The sequence below is a fragment of the Gordonia sp. (in: high G+C Gram-positive bacteria) genome, assembly GCF_052106715.1.
Classification (GTDB): Bacteria; Actinomycetota; Actinomycetes; order Mycobacteriales; family Mycobacteriaceae; genus Gordonia.
This window is the reverse complement of sequence record NZ_JBQEDL010000001.1, coordinates 1-16438: the sequence shown is the minus strand read 5'-3', so window position 1 is coordinate 16438 and position 16438 is coordinate 1. Positions and strand designations below refer to the sequence as shown.

Genomic DNA, 16438 nt, shown 5'->3' with positions numbered 1-16438 from the left:
ACTAAACGGGCGTCGGCGTCGGGCGAGTCCAATCGGCCCGGCGACCGCGGTGCGCTCAGACCGGCTCGGGGGCGAGCACGGGGTCGAAGCGTGCACCGGACGTCGGGCGCGCCGACCCCGATTGGCCCGACTCGGCGAGGAACGCGACGAGGTCGGCAAGCGTCTGGGCCGAACCACGCGGTCGGTAACCGAGTTGCTCGCTCGCCTTCGTGATGTCGACGGACGGCTGCGCCATGAGGGCGGCGATCGACGCACGCGAGACCAGATCCGAACCGAACAGCGCACTGAGCGGCTCGACGATCGGGACGATCGCCTTGATCGCCGGCAGCGGGATCGCGGCCAGCGCGCGGAATCGTCCGCACAGGCCCGCGACGGTCCGCATCGCGTCGAACAGGCGCACCTGCTCGCCGCCCAGGAGATAGTTCTCCCCGGTGACACCGTGTTCGGCGGCGAGAGTCAGCCCGATCGCCACGTCGCGGACATCGACGAGGTCGAAGGTGCCGTCCGGGAACAACGGCACTCTGCCCTGTGCTCCGTCGCGGAGCATGCCGTTGATGCGGGACAGTCCGTGGTCGACGGGCCCGTACACACCGGTCGGGTTGCAGATCACGGCGTCGAGGCCGTCGGCGGCCACCTCGCGTAACGCCTGCTCGCCGGCCCACTTGGAGCGGTCGTAGACCGGGAGCTTCGGGTCCTCGGAGCGAGCGCAGGTCTCGTCGATGTCGCCGTCGTTCGCGTACTGGTCGAAGGAGTGGATGGAGCTGCAGTGGACGAACCGTCGAACGCCTGCGGCGAGTGCGGCGCGGGCCGTCGACGCGACGCCGTCGGTGTTGACGTGCCAGGCGAGCTCGTCCTTCTGTTTGAGTGTGATCATCGCGACCAGGTGGTACACGGTGTCGACGCCTGCGAACGCCTCGGCGAGCTTGTCCTGGTCGAAGATGTCAGCGGAACGCCAGGTCACCTGCGGGTGGTCGAGCCTATGCGCTGGGGAGACGTGGTCGATGGCGACGACGTCATGGCCGTCGGCGACGAGCCGATCGACGAGATTTGTACCGACGAAGCCTGCTGCTCCGGTGACCGCGACCTTCATGAGCGTCCTCACTGTTCGACGAGTGCGAGTCGCGTTCGGCGAATCGCGAGAACTGGAACATGTTCTAGTTCGTGACCCGGCTCACTATAGGTCACCGTGCGGGCCGTGCCAACCCCTGGATCGGTAGGGGAGCGACTGATCAGCGGCGGATCGGCGCGGGGCTCCACAGACCGCTGCGTGTCTGCGAGCCGTAGTCGATCTGCGCGGGTGTCGCCGGGTCGTACGCGCTGTAGCGCTCGAGTGCGCCCCAGTCCCGGCCGATGTCGCCCTTGAGATAGGTCGAGACGGTGTCGGCACGCTGCGACACCTGAAGCCACCCGAGCGGCCCGCCGCCGAGGGCGCCCTGCCAGGTCCCGACCGCGGCAGCGAGATCTGCGCCCGGTCGGACTCGCCACTTGGGCGTCTCGACGACGCCCGCATGGAAGTTGTACGGCCGTTGGCACGGGAACACCAGGCCAGAAGTCCAGTCGACGTGCACCGGATCGGTGTCACCGACGGTCTCCTGCAGCGTCGTCAGCTCGGGGATGCGCGGCGGCGTGACCACGATGAAGTGGTCCTCCGACAGGTTGTCGTCGTCGGCGACGATCCGGATCGCTGTCGTGTCCGCGGGCAGGGAGGCCGTGTCGAGCCGTACGTTGCGCCAGCTGGGGCGCGGTCCGGGATCGATCATCTGACGTTCGCCGTCGACCGAGAGGTCGCCGTCGCGCGTCGTCTCGTCGACGGAGTCGGTCGTGTACTCGAGGCGCAGTTCGCTCGAACCGAACACGCCGGCTGCCGCGAACGAGATGAGCGGCCGGGCACTGAAGTCGGCGGGCACTCGGTACCACCCCGACGTGAGCTCGGACGGACTCTGATCGGTCTCGGAGTAGCTGCCAAGGACCGGGGTGCGCGCCGGGTCGAGCCCGAACGGCAGGACGGCGTGCGATCCATTGACGCCTGCCGTCGGCGAGGTCCCGCCGCCGGTCCCGCCACTGTTGGCGATCAGCAGGTCGGGGTCGATTCCGACGCCGGAGGCGAGCACACCGAGCGACCCGGCAGGCGCCATGGTGTCGAGGTCCTCACGGACGCCGTCCGCAGTGAACCCGCGGGTCTCGTTGCGGTCGGCGCCTGCCGGCGTTGCGGTCGGCCCGGCGAGCGGATCGGCCAGGGACGCGTCGACCGGCGCCAGTTGGTAGAGGTTCGGGTCGTCCTCGACCCACACCTTGTCGGCCATCCCGCATTGTTTGCCTGCGAACGCCTCGATGTTCGAGCGAGGCACCGAGTACGACTCACTCTGGTGAATACCCGTCATCGCCGCGGTCGCGAGCAGGAAGACCACGATCACGGCGGCGGCGAGTCCCAGCGGCGACGCGGCCAGGGCCCGGGTGAGGCGCCGCACCTGCCGAGGTTGATGCTCAGTCTCCGGGTCGGCACCGGTGAACGGCTCGCGGAAGTGGAACCAGAGTGCGAGGGCGAGCAGCGCCAGCGCGACGTACAGGAGGATCTGGCCGAGCGGTACGCCCGCGACCATCACCTGCGACGTCGCCCACGGCATCCCCCATGCCGAGGCGTAGTAGAAGGAGTTGGGTGCGGTGAACGCCAGGGCTGTCACGAACACGACGAGCGCGGCGAAGATCGTGCGGTTCCGTCGCGAATGGGTCGCGCTCGTGCTAGCCGCGATCGCCGCCAACGCAGCAAGGGCCGCGGCGAGTCCGGCGAACACGCCGAAGTGGTGCGTCCACTTGGTCGGGGTGAACATCAGGAACAGCAGCGAGCCGAAGGTGATGCCCACGATTCGCCGCGAGGGGCCGAGGGCGGTGCCGGGGATCCGGGACTTACGGATCAAGACCGCACCCGCGACGGCCATCGCGAGGAACATGGCGACCACCGCGAACCGGCGGGCGATCGACCCGTCGGCGGAGAACGCGAACAGAGACGAGTAGCGGTCGATCTCGTTGTACCAGGCGAGCGACGGTCCGAGCTCGGTCTTCATGGTCGAGCTCGCGGTGAACGCGGCGAGCGTCAACCCGGAGAAGACAGCGAAGACGACGAGGACCCCCGCCGCGACGATCGGCGCGAACAGACTCAGGTACGCGGCGACCGGACCGGAACCCGTCTGCCGTCGGACCTCGCGGGCACGTCGGACCACGGCCAAGAACATCGGGCGGGCGCCCGCGACCAGTGCGGCGATCGCCAGCACGCCGGTCGGTCCGGCCGCGATGCTGAATGCACCCGCGGTGCACGCCACCGCCGCGGGCAGCAGCCTGCCCGTCGCGATGGCGCGCTCCACCGAGCACCAGGTGATCAGCGCGCCGAGGCAGATGATCGGTTCGGGGCGCAGACCGTTGTTGAACGGGAACCACGCCACCAGGAAGACGGCAGCCGCCGTCCACCCGACCGCCGGTCGGGTGAGTGCGGCGCGGCCCAGGCGCGGGAGGATCTCGTGGCTGACGATCAGCCAAACGACGATGCCGCACACCAGGGCGGGGATTCGCATCCAGACGCTGGCGACCGAGACATTGCTGAGCCAGCCGAACACCTGGTAGTACCAGCCGAACGGCGCTTCGGGGGCGCCGAACCATCGGAAGTAGTTGGCGGTGTAGTCACTGTCCTGCGCCACCCGCGACATGGTGAGCAGGTACCCGTCGTCGGACGTGTTGGGGCCGATGATGTGCCACACGAGAAGCAGCCCGAGAACCGCGTAGTCGCGCGGTTTCAACCGCCACCAGCGGGCCGGGAAGAACCGTCGGTGCCTGCGCCCGTCGGTCGCGTCCAGCCGGGACAAGGCGATCAACGAGAGCACGACGGCGAGCACTCCGACGATGATCGCCGCCCATTTCAGCGCGGTCGGGGTGGTGGAGTACCGGGAGTCGATGACGACATTCGCGGTGAGGCCCGGGATGTCGGCGGCGGGGCCGTCCAATTGGGTGAACAGGCCGGTCATCTGCGGGCGCTGGTCGCCGACCTCTGTGCCTTCGAGAGCTTTCCCGTCGTCACCGGTCAATCCGGTGAACTCGGCCGACACGGCGTCGGATGTCGCGCGGACCTCGATGTCGCCGCACTGTCCGGACCGAACGTCGGCGAGCGGAGCGGAAACCAACGGCATGTTGCGGTTGATGACCTCGACGGTGCGGGAGGCCTCGGGTGTCGAGCGTTCCCCGGTCACCCGGATGAAAAGGCCGCGCTGCTGCGCCTTCTCCGCCGACGGCGACGTGGTCGCCAGGAAGACCGATGCGTCCGCGGGTAACTGATCGACGGCGGAGCACGGGACGCTCGCCGTCAGGTCGATCGGCGCATAAGAGATGAGAGGAGCGGAGACCGATTCGACGGTGTTCTCCTGCGGCCAACTGATCTCCGCGACAGTCTGCTGTACCGGGAGCAGCGGCGTCGCCAGAGCGAGGAGCACGCCGAGCAGACCGGTGACGATCGCGGTTATCTGCGCCCGACGGGCCGTGATGGATGGCACAAAGGGTCATCCTAGTGCCCCGGCCTCGGGGCCCGGTGCGTGCGCCGGGCCCCCGATTCCGATCAGGCGAATTCGGTGGCGTCGATCGGGGTCAGCGGCGTCGTGTCGTGGTCGGCGATGTACGCCGGTCGCGGCGCCTGTGCCCCGAACGGCGCATGGGGTGCGTTCTCGACGCTGTTGAAGACGAGGAACACGTTGGCCCGGGAGTACGGGGTGATGTTGTTGCTCGACGCGTGCATCGAATTCGCGTCGAAGAACAGTGCGTGGCCCGCCGGGCCGGTGAACTGCTCGATACCGAACTCGAGGCCCAGATCGGTGACGGCGTCGTCGGACGGCACCCCGACCTTCTGCTCCTGCAAGGATTCACGGAAGTTGCTGTCGGGAGTCTCGCCGACACACGGCACGAACACGCGGTGCGCACCGGGCATCAGCATCAGTCCGCCGTTGAACGCGAAGTTGTCGGTCAGCGCGATCGACAGGCTGACGGTTCGCGGCGTCGGAAGCCCGTCCTCGGCGTGCCAGGTCTCGAAATCCGAGTGCCAGCCGAATCCGGTGCCGACCATGCCGGGCATCGCGTTGATCCGCGACTGGTGGATGTAGACCTCGGAGCCGAGGATCTGCCGAGCCCGGTCGAGGATGCGCGGCGTCCTCGCCAATGCGTCGATCACCGGACTGTGTCGGTGGACGGCGAAGATCGATCGCACGGCGTCGCTGCCGCGTTCACGGACGACGGCTCCGGACGCCTCGACTCGCGGATCGTCGGCCATCCGCGAGAACTCCGTCCAGCAGCTCTGGACCTGGGCGGGCGTCAACAGCCCGTCCTCGATGTGGAATCCTTTCGCGTCGTACGCCGCGACCTCATCGGCAGTGAACGGGCCGTCGACGTCGCCCCACACGGTCGGATCGGGTCTGCGCATCATCGGGGCGGTTTCGGTCAGTCGCGTCGGGTATCGGTCGTGCAGAGACGTCGCGGTGGTCAAGGAATCCTCCCTTCGGACGGTGTCAGGGCCGACGGTCGTCGGCCCCACCCTCCACCGCTACTCGTCTTTGGGAGTTAAGTCGAGTTCGCCGAGAGCGACGGACGCGGCGACAGACATGTGGGGCGCTCCGGTGCTCGGGCGGACTAGTCTTGTCGCCATGTCTTCCGATCTACCGGTCCTGCTGCTCAACGGCCCCAATCTGAACACGCTGGGAACCCGTCAGCCGGAGGTGTACGGCGTCGAGACACTCGAGGACGTGGTGCGCCTCGCCGAGCGGACAGCGGCCGACGTGGGACTCGGGCTGCGTGCCTTCCAGACCAACCACGAGGGCGAGATGATCGACGCGATCCACGCCGCGCGCGGCGACGTCAGCGGCATCGTGATCAATCCGGGCGGGTGGACGCACACGTCAGTGGCACTCGCCGATGCGTTGGTGATCCCGGAGGTCCCGATCATCGAAGTGCATATCAGCAACGTTCACGCGCGTGAGGCGTTCCGTCGCCACTCGTACATCTCGCCCATCGCGGCCGGTGTCATCGCAGGTTGCGGGATCCTCGGCTACGAGTTCGCGGTGCGACGGATGGCGATGCTCGTCGCTTGAGCGGGTGTGTGTCCCGCGTCCCACTATCGCGCCCGATGGGGCCGGTGGCCCGATCCTCGGGTAGGCTTTCACTATTCGGTGCCCAGCACCGTGCGTCGTAGAACGCCCCACGCAGACCCCGACTCGATCGCGGGTGCGTGAAATTCATACGGCGAACCGACACGCCGACCGCGCGTGTTCGCCAACCGATCCGACCTCTGCGGCGCAGTCGTGCCGTTTTGGGGAGATCCTTGCCCGTAAGGCTATTCATGACCTCGTTCGTTGATCTCGGCGTGCCCGCTCCCATTGCGGATGCACTCGCCGCCGACGGTAAGGCGTCCGCCTTCCCGATCCAGGAGAAGACCCTCCCTGACACCCTCGCCGGGCGTGACGTCCTCGGCCGCGGCAAGACCGGCTCGGGTAAGACCGTCGCTTTCGCGGTACCGCTCGTCGTTCGTCTCGCCGAAGCCGGTGTGCGGCGCCGTTCCGGGCGTCCCACCGGACTCGTTCTTGCTCCGACCCGTGAGCTCGCGACCCAGATCGCCACGCAGATCGAGCCGCTGGCGGCGACCGTCGGACTGCGCGTGACCACCGTCTTCGGTGGCGTGAAGCAGGCACGGCAGGAGCGTGCGCTCGGTGCGGGCGCCGACATCGTCGTCGCGTGCCCCGGCCGTCTCGAAGACCTGATGAAGCAGCGGATCGTGTCGCTCGACGACGTGCAGATCACGGTGCTCGACGAGGCCGACCACATGGCCGATCTCGGGTTCCTCCCCGTCGTCACCCGTATTCTGGCCGCGACGCCGGCCAAGGGTATGCGGATGCTGTTCTCGGCGACCCTCGACAACGGCGTCGACAAGCTCGTGAAGCGCTTCCTGAACAACCCGGTCACCCACTCGCTCGAGGACGCGACGTCGCCGGTCGCGCAGATGACGCACCACGTGTTCCGCGTATCGGGCGCAACCGAGAAGACGCAGCTCGTCCACGAACTAGCGTCGGGCACCGGTCGCCGCATCCTGTTCATGCGCACCAAGCACCAGGCCAAGAAGCTCGCCAAGAAGCTGACCGCCGAAGGCATTCCGGCCGTCGACCTGCACGGCAACCTGTCGCAGGCCCAGCGTGACCGGAACCTGGCCTCATTTGCCGCCCCGGACGGCGCAAAGGTCCTCGTCGCCACCGACGTCGCCGCGCGCGGCGTCCACGTCGACGACGTCGAACTCGTCGTTCACGTCGACCCGCCCGCCGAGCACAAGGCCTACCTGCACCGTTCGGGCCGCACCGCGCGTGCGGGATCGTCGGGCGACGTCGTCACCATCTGCCTTCCCGACCAGTGGGGCGATCTGCGCAAGCTGCTCCAGAAGGCCGCGATCAAGGTCCCGGGACAGCAGGTCACCGCGTCCTCGCCCGAGGTCCGCGAGCTCGTCGGTGAGCACGCGCCGCTGCGCCAGGCTCCCCCGACCCCCGCGCCCGCCCAGCAGCGTTCGGGCCAGGGCCGATCGGGGCAGCAGCGTTCCGGCCAGCAGCGTTCAGGTCAGGGTGCACGCGGGTCGCGTGGCACCGGGCGTGGTCGCCGCGGTGCTCCCCGCCAGGACAACGGCGGCGTCGCACGCCAGACGAGCGGACGGTCGAGCCAGTCGCAGCGCGGTGATCGGTCGACGGCAGGCAGCACCCAGCGTGAGCACACGTCGGCCCCGAACCCCCGTGCGCGGCGCAGCGCGCGTCGCCCGGCAGGCGCCCCCAGCGGACGCTGACCGCGGCGGACGCGAAATATCTTCTCAACCCGAGTTCTCGGACCGCAACGGTCCGGGGCTCGGGTTGTTTCGCGGGAGCGACCGCTTCCCCGGTGATCAGTCGAATGGACTCAGTGAGCAGGCCGCGTCAACGCCTGTTCGACGAAGGTTTCGACGGCACCGCACAGCATCGGGCCGTGGCCGGGCATGACGATGACGGAGTCGAGGTCGGCCAACGCGGCGACCGACGCCTCATTGGCGGCGACGTCGTGCGTGAAGACGCGGTCGAGGCACTGCGGTCCCGAATGCTTGGCGATCGGGTGCCCGCTGATCATCGAGTCGCCCGAGATCAGGACCTCGCCGTCTCCGGACAGGTATGCGCTGTGCCCGCGCGTGTGGCCGGGCGTCGGGACCGGAACCGGCGATCCCGGGAGCGCCGTCGGGTCGGCGAACGCCTGTGTGTCAGGGATCCCGTCCTTGTCGAGCGCACCTAACCGGACGATGCGGCCGAGCCAGCCGACGACGGCGGGACGGTAGGCGAGCGGGGCGATCGTCGACGCGTCGGCCTGCTCCAGGTAGTCCCGTCGTGCGTGCGTCACCTCCGCGGGATCGGCGAAGACATCGAACGAGAAGTCGCGCCGCAGCCGGGCGAGGCCGCCGAGATGATCGACGTGGGCGTGCGTGAGCAGTGCGCCGCGAATCTCCTGGGGCGCGCTGCCGATCCGTGACAACGATTCGAGGACGGCGCTCGAGTGACCAGGATAGCCGCCGTCGATGAGTGTCACCCCGGTGTGGTCCTGCAGGATCACCCAGTTGACCGTCGACGTCGACACGAAATGCGTCTTCGCGTCGTCGTGGGAAATGGTCGTGATCTTCAGATCCGGCATGGGATTCAGCCTTTCTTGACGACGAGGACGAACGGCCCGACTTCGGTCACGGTGAACATCGGATCGTCGAACACCGTCGGCGAGAACGTGACCGCATAACGACGCACATTGGGATCGTTGGGGAACACGTCTTCGGCTAGTCGCAGAGTGTATCCGTCTGCGCTGTACCGGAAGAGGAACGCGTCGGGGCTGCGCCACGGCGTGGCGGCCATCGCCGTGGTCAGTTCCTCGGTCGTGGTGGCCTCCGACCAGTCCTCGATGGCTTGGGCGCGCTTGGTGAATTCGGCGAGCGGGTTCGCGTAATGCGAGGTCAAGCCTTGGAATCCCCAGTACGGATACAAGGAGAGGAAGCCGAAGTCGGCGGTCAGCACGACGTTTTGGTTCGCCGGGCGTCCGGTCTGCTCGCGGATCAGCCGGTGCAGTTCCGGATAGTACGACTCGGCGCCTGCTGGATGCTGGTCCGCCCGCTGCCCGTAGCCGTCGGTGTCGGTATACGCGGTCGTGATCTCTGACGACAGATGGCTGGGAATCGACTGCGTCAACGCGATCGCGACAATGGCGGCGAGGACACCGATCGCAGTGCGCACGTCGCCGAACTTGACGACGGCCGCGCGAGACAACTCGATGACCCCCAGGATTCCGGCCGCGGCCAGGACGACGGCGGTCACGGCTTCGAGCCGGAACGAGAGCAGCGTGGAACCGATCGCGCTTCGTGCCAGCGAGATGCAGGTGATGCCGATGACCCCGATCAGCGTCCACCCGAAGGCGAACGCGATCGTGCGTTTGACGGCGCGCAACAGCAACCATACGAGGCCGATCGACGTGAGGACGCCGACCAGGTTGAGTTGGAGCATCGGAAGGCCGAACACCGCGCCGTTCTCCGGCAGATAGTGTTCGGCGGCTCCGTTAGGGGCGGATGTGCTTGACGCGCGCGCCGCCAGGTACGGCGTCCACACGATGAGCGCGACGGCTCCTGCGACTGCTCCGATCACGACCAGCCGGACAAGCACCGCCAACTGTTCGGCACGACGTTCGGAGGTCCCGGGGACCGCCAAATTACGGTGCCGCAGATGCGATTGGACGAGGTAGCCGAGCGCAATGAGCACCGCGGTTCCCGCGAACAGACCCGTGTACAGCGTGTACACGCAGGCCGAGACGCCGATGAACAGACCGGCGGCGATCACGGAGAGCCAGCCGGTGCGACCGAGAGTCGTCGGGCCGTCGGACAGGCGTCGTCGGCCACGCAGCGCGGACGCGGTCACCACCATCATCGGGACGCCGACCAGGATCAAGACCGCGGCATACGGTTCCGGCGACGCGTAGACCAGCGTGACCGCGGCCGACGCGAGTCCGATAGCGGTACCGGTGGAGACGCCGACCATCCGATTCCACAGTGCGGTGCCCAACGCTGCGGCGATGGCGATCGACAGCACGGCCCACAGCTTGTAGGCCTCCCAGCCGGGCATGCCGATCAGGCTGGCGAATCGTCCGCCGAACCAGAACCAGCCTGCCGGATAATAGGGAGCCAGTCCGTCGTAGGTCATATCGGCCAGGTGCGGACTGTCAGTGAGCCTCGTCAGGTACTCGGTGCGGAACTGCTGGTCGGCGGACAGGCCGAACAGGTACAGCTTGGTGGCGCCGAGCGGCATGCCCAACGTCACCGTCACCAAGCCGGCCGATGCCAGCGACGACAACCACGATGTCCACGTTCGAGCGCGTCCCGAACGGTAGGCGATGACGGCGATCGCCGCGAGCACGATCACGACGCCCTGACCGAGGGTGGTCAGCGAGCGGGTCACGTTCGACGTGTTGAATGCGGGCCAGTCTACGGCGCCGATCACTTTCAGCCCCGCGAACGACGCGATGGCCGCGAGGACGACGGCTCCGCCCAGTTCGCCGACGTCGCGAGCCCGCGGGTTCTTTACGAACCCGCGGCGGGTCGTCGTCTCGTGTGCCTGCGCTGTGGACTGCACGGGATCAGATGGGCAGCTTGCGGAAGATCGGACGCGGGATGTGGCGCAGCGCCATCATGACGAACCGGAACGGACCCGGAACCCAGACGATCTCCTTGCCTTTAGCCACAGCGGCCACGGCAAGACGGCCCACGTCCTCCTTGTTGACGGTCAGCGGGGCCTCCGCGACGTGCGCCGACAGGCGGGTGCGGACCTGACCCGGGCGAATCACCAGGACGCCGATGCCTTCGGGACGCAGCGCGTCGCCGAGACCGAGGTAGAAGCCGTCGAGGCCTGCCTTGGTGGAGCCGTACACGAAGTTGGAGCGGCGGACGCGCTCGCCGGCCACTGAACTCATCGCGATGATCTGGCCGTGGCCCTGATCGCGCATCTTCTCGCCGAGGAGGACGCCGACCGAGACCGCAGCGGTGTAGTTGATGTTGGCTTCCAGAACCGCGAGCTTCTGGTCCTGCCAGGCCTGCTCGTCGTCGCCCTGAATGCCGAAGGCGACGATGGCGACGTCGATGTCGCCTGCAGAGAAGGCCTTGTCGATGACGTCCTGGTGAGTGTCGGTGGCGAGCGCGTCGAATTCGATCTTTTCGACCGACGACGCTCCGGCGTCGCTCATCTGGGCGGCGGCGGCGTCGGCGGCCGGATCGCCGGGGACGGTCGCCAGGACCACGCGCATCGGGCCCTTGGTCAGGTATTCGGCCGCGATGGCCAGGCCGATCTCGGAGGACCCGCCGAGGATCAGGATGGACTGCGGAACGCCGACGGCGTTGAACATTCGTATCTGCTTTCGTCAGTGATGTGTGGACTCGGCCCGGCTCGCGGAGCTTCTGCGTGGAGCCGCAGCGGGTCAGACGAGTTCGAGGCGACGGCCCATGTCGGACATGAACACCTGGTTCGGGTCCACGCGGCGGCGCGTCGCGATCCACTCGTCGACCTTCGGGTACATCGCGTGGAAGGTCTCGGCTGTGGTCCGCGAGTCCTTCGCCGTGTAGAGGCGGCCGCCGATCTCCATGACGCGACGGTCCAGTTCGGACACGAACTCGTGGAGGCCGCGCTTGATCGGGAAGTCGACGCAGATGTTCCAGCCGGGCATCGGGAAGCTCAGTGGTGCCTGATTGCCCTCGCCGAACAGCTTGAACACGTTGAGGAAGCTGACGTGCCCGGACGCCTGGATGTCGTAGATGATGCCCTTGAACTCTTCGACGGCCTCGGGCGGAACGATGAACTGGTACTGCAGGAAGCCCTTCGATCCGTAGGCGCGGTTCCAGTTCCCGAACAGGTCGAGCGGGTGATAAAACTGCGTCAGATTCTGGACCTTGCCCTCGTAGTTCCCGCCCATCCGGTAGTAGGCTTCGCCGACCATCGAGAAGCTCAACTTGTTGGCGAGACCGTTGGGGAAGATGTCCGGAAAGTTGACGAGCGTCGGCGCGTCGAACTTCAACGGGTCCTTGGCGAGCTTGTCCGGCAGCTGATCGAGCCGTGCGAGCGATCCGCGGGAGAATGTTCCGCGACCCAGACGAGGGGGCTTGCTGATCGCGTCGAACCAGCCGGAACTGTAGGCGTACTTCTCCTCGGAGCCGTCCATGTGCAGTGCGATGGTCTCGTCGAGGTTGTTGGTGACGGCGCCGTCCGCGATGAAATAGGCGGTCTCGGTGCGGGTCATCTTGATCTTGGCGCGCAGGATGATGCCGGTCAGGCCGATGCCGCCGACGGTCGCCCAGAAGATCGAGGCGTCCGGATCGTCGCTGCTGCCCTCGGGGGTCAGCGTCAGGATCTTGCCGGAGGCGATCAGCAGGGTGATCTCGGCGACGTGGTTGCCGAAACTGCCCGCACTGTGGTGGTTCTTGCCGTGGATGTCGCAGCCGATGGCTCCGCCGATGGTCACCTGGCGGGTACCGGGCAGGACCGGGACCCACAGTCCGTAAGGCAGTGCGACGCGCATCAGGGTGTCGAGGTCGACTCCCGCGTCCAGGTCGACGATCGCCGTCTCGCGGTCGATGTCGTAGATCCGGGTGAGCTGCGACATGTCGATCGTCAGGCCGCCGGAGTTCTGGGCGTTCTCGCCGTACGAACGGCCGAGTCCGCGCGCAATCACCCCGCGTCGCAGGTACGACGGTTTGTCCGCGTCCTGGTCGGCGACCCGCGCGACGGCGTCGGCGATGACCTCGGGATACGGCGTGGTCAGCACATGCCCTTCGGTGGGCATGGTGCGACCCCAACCCATCAGAGTCCGAGTCTGGATTGGAAGAAGGTCTGAGTTCGTCATCGTCAATAGAGGTTACCCGCTGGTCTGTCCGGAGCGCCGTCGATGTGATGACCGTCGTCTACATTCGTCTGAGAGGGGCCGAAATGCGCGGCTGGGGCAGTATGGGTTGGCAAACGGGGTTCGGGAAGGAAAGCCATGATCGTGGTCGGGTACGCGGGCGGCTCCCATGGCCGAGCTTGCCTGGAACAGGCCATCGAGGAGGCGTCGGCGCGTGACACCAGCGTCCTGGTGATCAACGCGGTCCCCGAGGGCGGCCGGGGCGGCTCGGGTCTGGGCAGCTCCGGTCGCGGCACGCTCGTCGTGGACGCCGACGAGATCGCCCAGGTCCAAGAGCGGCTCGCAGTCTCGGGCGTCCGGTTCGAGATCAGGCAGCAGATCGGCGCGGTGCCGGCCGAAGAACTGCTGCGCGCCATGGACGATCCAAACGCCGAGATTCTGGTGATCGGGATGCGGCGTCGCACTCAGGTGGGAAAACTGTTGCTGGGCAGCACATCCCAATACTTGCTTATCGAATGCGCTAAGCCGGTGATGGTGGTGAAACCGCAGCGCGCTACCGCATGATCCGCTTGAGGAACGGTGTCGAGTCCTTCATGGACGCGAGCACGGTGCCGGAGTGGTCCTGAGTCGGATAGACGTGGAAGTCGACCGGCTGCCCGGCGGCCCGCATCTGTGCGAACAGCGACAGCGCGGACGGCGCGGGCACGTCGATGTCCTTGAGCCCCTGGCCGAGGAAGATCGGGTGGTCGTAGCCGGTGTACGGGGTGCCCATATAGCTGACGAGCGCGGCCTGTACTCCTGGGATCGACGCGAGGGGCCGGGTGAACCACGAGTTGATCCTCGCGCCGTCGAGCGCCGTCTTGAGTTCGGGATAGCAGAGCCTCTCGGCGAGTCGGACCACCCGTCGTCCCTCCGCACTGAGTACGCGGTCGGCGTGCAGGTCGCTCCGCGCGTCGGTGAATCCGGCGAAGATGTAGGCGGCGTAGGTCGTCAGGCCCGACGGCAGCGCGATCGGCGGGATCTGCGGCCCCGCTTGCCACACGAGGTGCTCGATGTTGGCCGGCGCACCGGTCGCGACGACGCCGCGGTAGTCAAGTCCACTGCCCTTCGACAGTGCGGTGGCGCGGCGGGCGGCGTTGAGGGCAGCCCCTGCGCCCTGGGACTGTCCGACGATCGCCCACGTCTTCGACAGCGGCAGACCGGCCTGCTGGGCGGCGATCACGGAGTCGACGGTCGACGTCGCCGACACCTGCCCGCTCAGATAGCTCATCAGTCCGGGGGTTCCGAGCCCGACGTAGTCGGTGGCGACCACCGCGTACCCCTGCTTCAGCCAGTGCCCGAGGTACTCGGTGTCGCGGTCGCTGCGAGGTTGGGCCGACGGTGCGCAGGTGTCGCCGAGTCCGACGGTGCCGTGCGCCCACGCGATCGTCTTGTAGCCGCCTGCGGGCGCGGGACGCTTGGGGAGGAAGAGTGCGCCGGTGCTGACCGCGGGTCTGCCGTGGACGTCGGGCGACGAATAGAGAATCCGGTACGCGCTGCCGGCTGCGGGCAGCGTGACGGCCGGATCGAGCCGAGTCTTCGCGATCAATGTGCCGTGTGCGCCGATCGGGCCGTCGTAGTGTCGTGCGTCGAGGCCCGACCACACCGGAGCTGGTGTCGCGTCGGCGTGGGCGGTCGGCGCGGCCAGAGCCATGCCCGCTGCCGCGGCGCAGGCCAGCGCGATGGCGCCGAGGCGGCGGGGCAACGGACGGCTGGGTAACGAGCGGCTGGGCAACCGGGGCGATGTGGCGGCGATCATAACTGTGGACAGTATCCCGAGCGAGACTCGATCCGCGAAGAGTCAGGCGGAATGCGCTGTTCGGAGGAGATATGACCCTCGAAACGAGGCGCGCGCACCGACGGCGTACTCAGTCTCGTAACGCCGACGTGCGTGAAGCGGGAGTGTGGAACGTTAGGCTGGTCGGGTGCCAGATTCCGCGCCCGACGACGCCGACCGCGTTCCGTTCCCCGTGCACCCCGCACACGGAGACTTCTCGACGCGGCATGCTCCGATGCCGATCGAGCTGCCGCTCGACGACGAGGAGGCGTCGACCAGCGTCGACCTCAAGACTCAGCTGATGCGGTTCGTCGCGACCGGCGTCCTGTCTGCAGTGTTCGACTTCGCGCTCACCCTGCTGTTGCAGGACGTGGTCGATGCGCCGTACTGGCTCGCGAAGGCGTGCGGATTCATTCTCGGCACCACCATCGCCTACCTCATCAACCGCAGGTGGACGTTCCGCGCCGAACCGAGCACGGCCCGCTTCATCGCCGTTGTCGTCCTCTACGCGGTCACGTTCTTCGTCAACATCGGGCTCTATAGCCTGTTGATGCACGAGTGGGGCTCAGCGTTGATCGCCTCCGCCGGCGCCTTCGTCATCGCACAGGGCGTCGCGACCGTCATCAACTTCGTCGTTCAGCGCACGGTCATCTTCAAGATCAGGTGACATGACCGGGATGCTGCGCGACCACCGAGGAGTGCCGCGGTCCCTGCCTGCCTACGTTTTCCTCACTGTGCTCGCGTTGGTCCCGGCGCTGTCGGTGGTCTGCGCACTCGCTGCCCAGTTCATGCCGCTCACTCCGACGCTGATTGTGCCCGCCACGGTCGTCGCCGTTGCCATCGGGCGACTCGGTTTCAGTCGAATCGTGACGACCGTCTACGCCGTGTGTGCGGCGCTTGGTGTGCTGCTTTCGATGGTTCGGCTGCGGCCGACGCCTCCTGAACGGCGGCCGCTCGGCCTGGCCGATCCCTGTCGCCGCGTCGAAGCGGTTCTGCTCGCGGGTCCGCGAGCCCCTGGAGTGCGGGCTGCCTGAAGCCCGTTTATCACTCCAGGAGGTACCTCATGCTGTCCGTCTCGGACGCAACGCGCCGCATCGGCGCCCAGACCCTATTCACTTCTCTGTCGTTCACCGTCGAACGAGGCCAGTGCGCTGCCGTGGTCGGCCCGAACGGCATTGGCAAAAGCTCGTTGTTGCGCGCAGTCGTCGACGACGAATTGCTCGACGAAGGTTCGATTCTCATCGACGGTCGGGTGCCCGACGACAGGTCGCCGGAGTTCCGACGTCTCGTCGTGGCCGAACTCGGCGAGCAAGCCGTCTTCTACGATGCGACGGTCGGTGAGCATATTGCGATGCTCGCCGCGTCGCACGAGGTCGATCCGGACATCGAGGTGGCGCTGCGGCGCGCAGGGATCGGCGATCTGCGTGACCGTTTCCCGCACACGCTCTCGACCGGGCAGCGTCAACGCTTCGCACTCGTCGCTGCGTTCATTCGTCCGGCGCGGCTGGTGGTTCTCGACGAACCGGAGCGCGGTCTCGACGCCGCAGGTCAGGAGTGGGTTGCAGACGAGTTGGATCGCGTTACCGGCGACGGTGCCGCCGTCCTGGTCGCGACGCACAGCCGTGATCTCGTAGAGCGTTGCGCAGACCTTGTTTTGGACCTTGCATCGTGAGACGCGGCGAGGAC

14 protein-coding genes are annotated in these 16438 nt (G+C 67.4%); 6 read left to right on the top strand and 8 right to left on the bottom strand.

Annotated elements, in window-relative coordinates:
* Positions 1-55: 55 nt before the first annotated feature.
* The 3 genes from ACTIMF_RS00070 to thpD all read right to left on the bottom strand — a co-directional run bounded on the left by ACTIMF_RS00070 (position 56) and on the right by thpD (position 5455).
* Positions 56-1090: an NAD-dependent epimerase/dehydratase family protein gene (locus tag ACTIMF_RS00070; RefSeq protein ID WP_442348231.1), complete on the bottom strand. Its 1035-nt coding sequence runs from the start codon at positions 1088-1090 to the stop codon at positions 56-58.
* A gap of 139 nt (positions 1091-1229) precedes the next feature.
* Positions 1230-4535, bottom strand: coding sequence for an arabinosyltransferase domain-containing protein (locus ACTIMF_RS00065; RefSeq protein WP_442348230.1), 3306 nt, complete (start codon positions 4533-4535; stop codon positions 1230-1232).
* Positions 4536-4597: 62 nt separating this feature from the next.
* Positions 4598-5455 (bottom strand): ectoine hydroxylase, encoded by an 858-nt coding sequence (gene thpD / locus ACTIMF_RS00060; protein ID WP_442348375.1) that lies wholly within the window; start codon positions 5453-5455, stop codon positions 4598-4600.
* Positions 5456-5672: 217 nt separating this feature from the next.
* Between thpD and aroQ the strand changes: the two genes are divergently transcribed.
* Together aroQ and ACTIMF_RS00050 are read left to right on the top strand one after the other, a co-directional pair.
* Positions 5673-6116, top strand: coding sequence for a type II 3-dehydroquinate dehydratase (gene aroQ / locus ACTIMF_RS00055; RefSeq protein WP_442348229.1), 444 nt, complete (start codon positions 5673-5675; stop codon positions 6114-6116).
* Between the two features lie 248 nt (positions 6117-6364).
* A complete protein-coding gene (locus ACTIMF_RS00050) occupies positions 6365-7843 on the top strand; it encodes a DEAD/DEAH box helicase (protein WP_442348228.1) in 1479 nt (492 codons plus the stop codon).
* A 110-nt stretch (positions 7844-7953) separates the two neighbouring features.
* On the opposite strand, the gene ACTIMF_RS00045 is transcribed toward ACTIMF_RS00050, so the two are convergent.
* The 4 genes from ACTIMF_RS00045 to ACTIMF_RS00030 all read right to left on the bottom strand — a co-directional run bounded on the left by ACTIMF_RS00045 (position 7954) and on the right by ACTIMF_RS00030 (position 12939).
* Positions 7954-8709 carry an MBL fold metallo-hydrolase gene (locus ACTIMF_RS00045; RefSeq protein WP_442348227.1) on the bottom strand — a complete coding sequence of 252 codons (756 nt, stop codon included), beginning with the start codon at positions 8707-8709 and terminating at the stop codon, positions 7954-7956.
* Between the two features lie 5 nt (positions 8710-8714).
* Positions 8715-10682 (bottom strand): arabinofuranosyltransferase, encoded by a 1968-nt coding sequence (locus tag ACTIMF_RS00040; protein ID WP_442348226.1) that lies wholly within the window; start codon positions 10680-10682, stop codon positions 8715-8717.
* 4 nt (positions 10683-10686) lie between these two features.
* Positions 10687-11448: a decaprenylphospho-beta-D-erythro-pentofuranosid-2-ulose 2-reductase gene (locus tag ACTIMF_RS00035; RefSeq protein WP_442348225.1), complete on the bottom strand. Its 762-nt coding sequence runs from the start codon at positions 11446-11448 to the stop codon at positions 10687-10689.
* A 72-nt stretch (positions 11449-11520) separates the two neighbouring features.
* Positions 11521-12939, bottom strand: a complete 1419-nt coding sequence (locus tag ACTIMF_RS00030; RefSeq protein ID WP_442348224.1) for an FAD-binding protein — start codon at positions 12937-12939, stop codon at positions 11521-11523.
* Positions 12940-13074: 135 nt separating this feature from the next.
* Between ACTIMF_RS00030 and ACTIMF_RS00025 the strand changes: the two genes are divergently transcribed.
* Complete coding sequence (locus tag ACTIMF_RS00025; RefSeq protein ID WP_442348223.1) at positions 13075-13500, top strand: universal stress protein; 426 nt, start codon at positions 13075-13077, stop codon at positions 13498-13500.
* Here the strand turns inward: ACTIMF_RS00025 and ACTIMF_RS00020 are convergent.
* Positions 13490-14629 (bottom strand): alpha/beta hydrolase family protein, encoded by a 1140-nt coding sequence (locus tag ACTIMF_RS00020; protein ID WP_442348374.1) that lies wholly within the window; start codon positions 14627-14629, stop codon positions 13490-13492. The genes ACTIMF_RS00025 and ACTIMF_RS00020 overlap by 11 nt on opposite strands.
* A gap of 271 nt (positions 14630-14900) precedes the next feature.
* On the opposite strand from ACTIMF_RS00020, the gene ACTIMF_RS00015 reads away from it, so the two are divergent.
* The 3 genes from ACTIMF_RS00015 to ACTIMF_RS00005 are packed head-to-tail and all read left to right on the top strand — an operon-like array spanning position 14901 to position 16424.
* Positions 14901-15419 (top strand): GtrA family protein, encoded by a 519-nt coding sequence (locus ACTIMF_RS00015; RefSeq protein ID WP_442348222.1) that lies wholly within the window; start codon positions 14901-14903, stop codon positions 15417-15419.
* A 1-nt stretch (position 15420) separates the two neighbouring features.
* Positions 15421-15786 (top strand): hypothetical protein, encoded by a 366-nt coding sequence (locus ACTIMF_RS00010; RefSeq protein WP_442348221.1) that lies wholly within the window; start codon positions 15421-15423, stop codon positions 15784-15786.
* Between the two features lie 29 nt (positions 15787-15815).
* A complete protein-coding gene (locus ACTIMF_RS00005) occupies positions 15816-16424 on the top strand; it encodes an ABC transporter ATP-binding protein (RefSeq protein ID WP_442348220.1) in 609 nt (202 codons plus the stop codon).
* The last annotated feature ends 14 nt before the right edge of the window (positions 16425-16438 follow it).

Bases quoted from the DNA above. Each gene is read 5' to 3' on its own strand.
- ACTIMF_RS00070 (WP_442348231.1), bottom strand. From the start codon at position 1,090: ATGAAGGTCGCGGTCACCGGAGCAGCAGGCTTCGTCGGTACAAATCTC.
- thpD (WP_442348375.1), bottom strand. From the start codon at position 5,455: ATGATGCGCAGACCCGATCCGACCGTGTGGGGCGACGTCGACGGCCCG.
- aroQ (WP_442348229.1), top strand. From the start codon at position 5,673: ATGTCTTCCGATCTACCGGTCCTGCTGCTCAACGGCCCCAATCTGAAC.
- ACTIMF_RS00050 (WP_442348228.1), top strand. From the start codon at position 6,365: ATGACCTCGTTCGTTGATCTCGGCGTGCCCGCTCCCATTGCGGATGCA.
- ACTIMF_RS00045 (WP_442348227.1), bottom strand. From the start codon at position 8,709: ATGCCGGATCTGAAGATCACGACCATTTCCCACGACGACGCGAAGACG.
- ACTIMF_RS00035 (WP_442348225.1), bottom strand. From the start codon at position 11,448: ATGTTCAACGCCGTCGGCGTTCCGCAGTCCATCCTGATCCTCGGCGGG.
- ACTIMF_RS00030 (WP_442348224.1), bottom strand. From the start codon at position 12,939: ATGACGAACTCAGACCTTCTTCCAATCCAGACTCGGACTCTGATGGGT.
- ACTIMF_RS00025 (WP_442348223.1), top strand. From the start codon at position 13,075: ATGATCGTGGTCGGGTACGCGGGCGGCTCCCATGGCCGAGCTTGCCTG.
- ACTIMF_RS00020 (WP_442348374.1), bottom strand. From the start codon at position 14,629: ATGGCTCTGGCCGCGCCGACCGCCCACGCCGACGCGACACCAGCTCCG.
- ACTIMF_RS00010 (WP_442348221.1), top strand. From the start codon at position 15,421: ATGACCGGGATGCTGCGCGACCACCGAGGAGTGCCGCGGTCCCTGCCT.
- ACTIMF_RS00005 (WP_442348220.1), top strand. From the start codon at position 15,816: ATGCTGTCCGTCTCGGACGCAACGCGCCGCATCGGCGCCCAGACCCTA.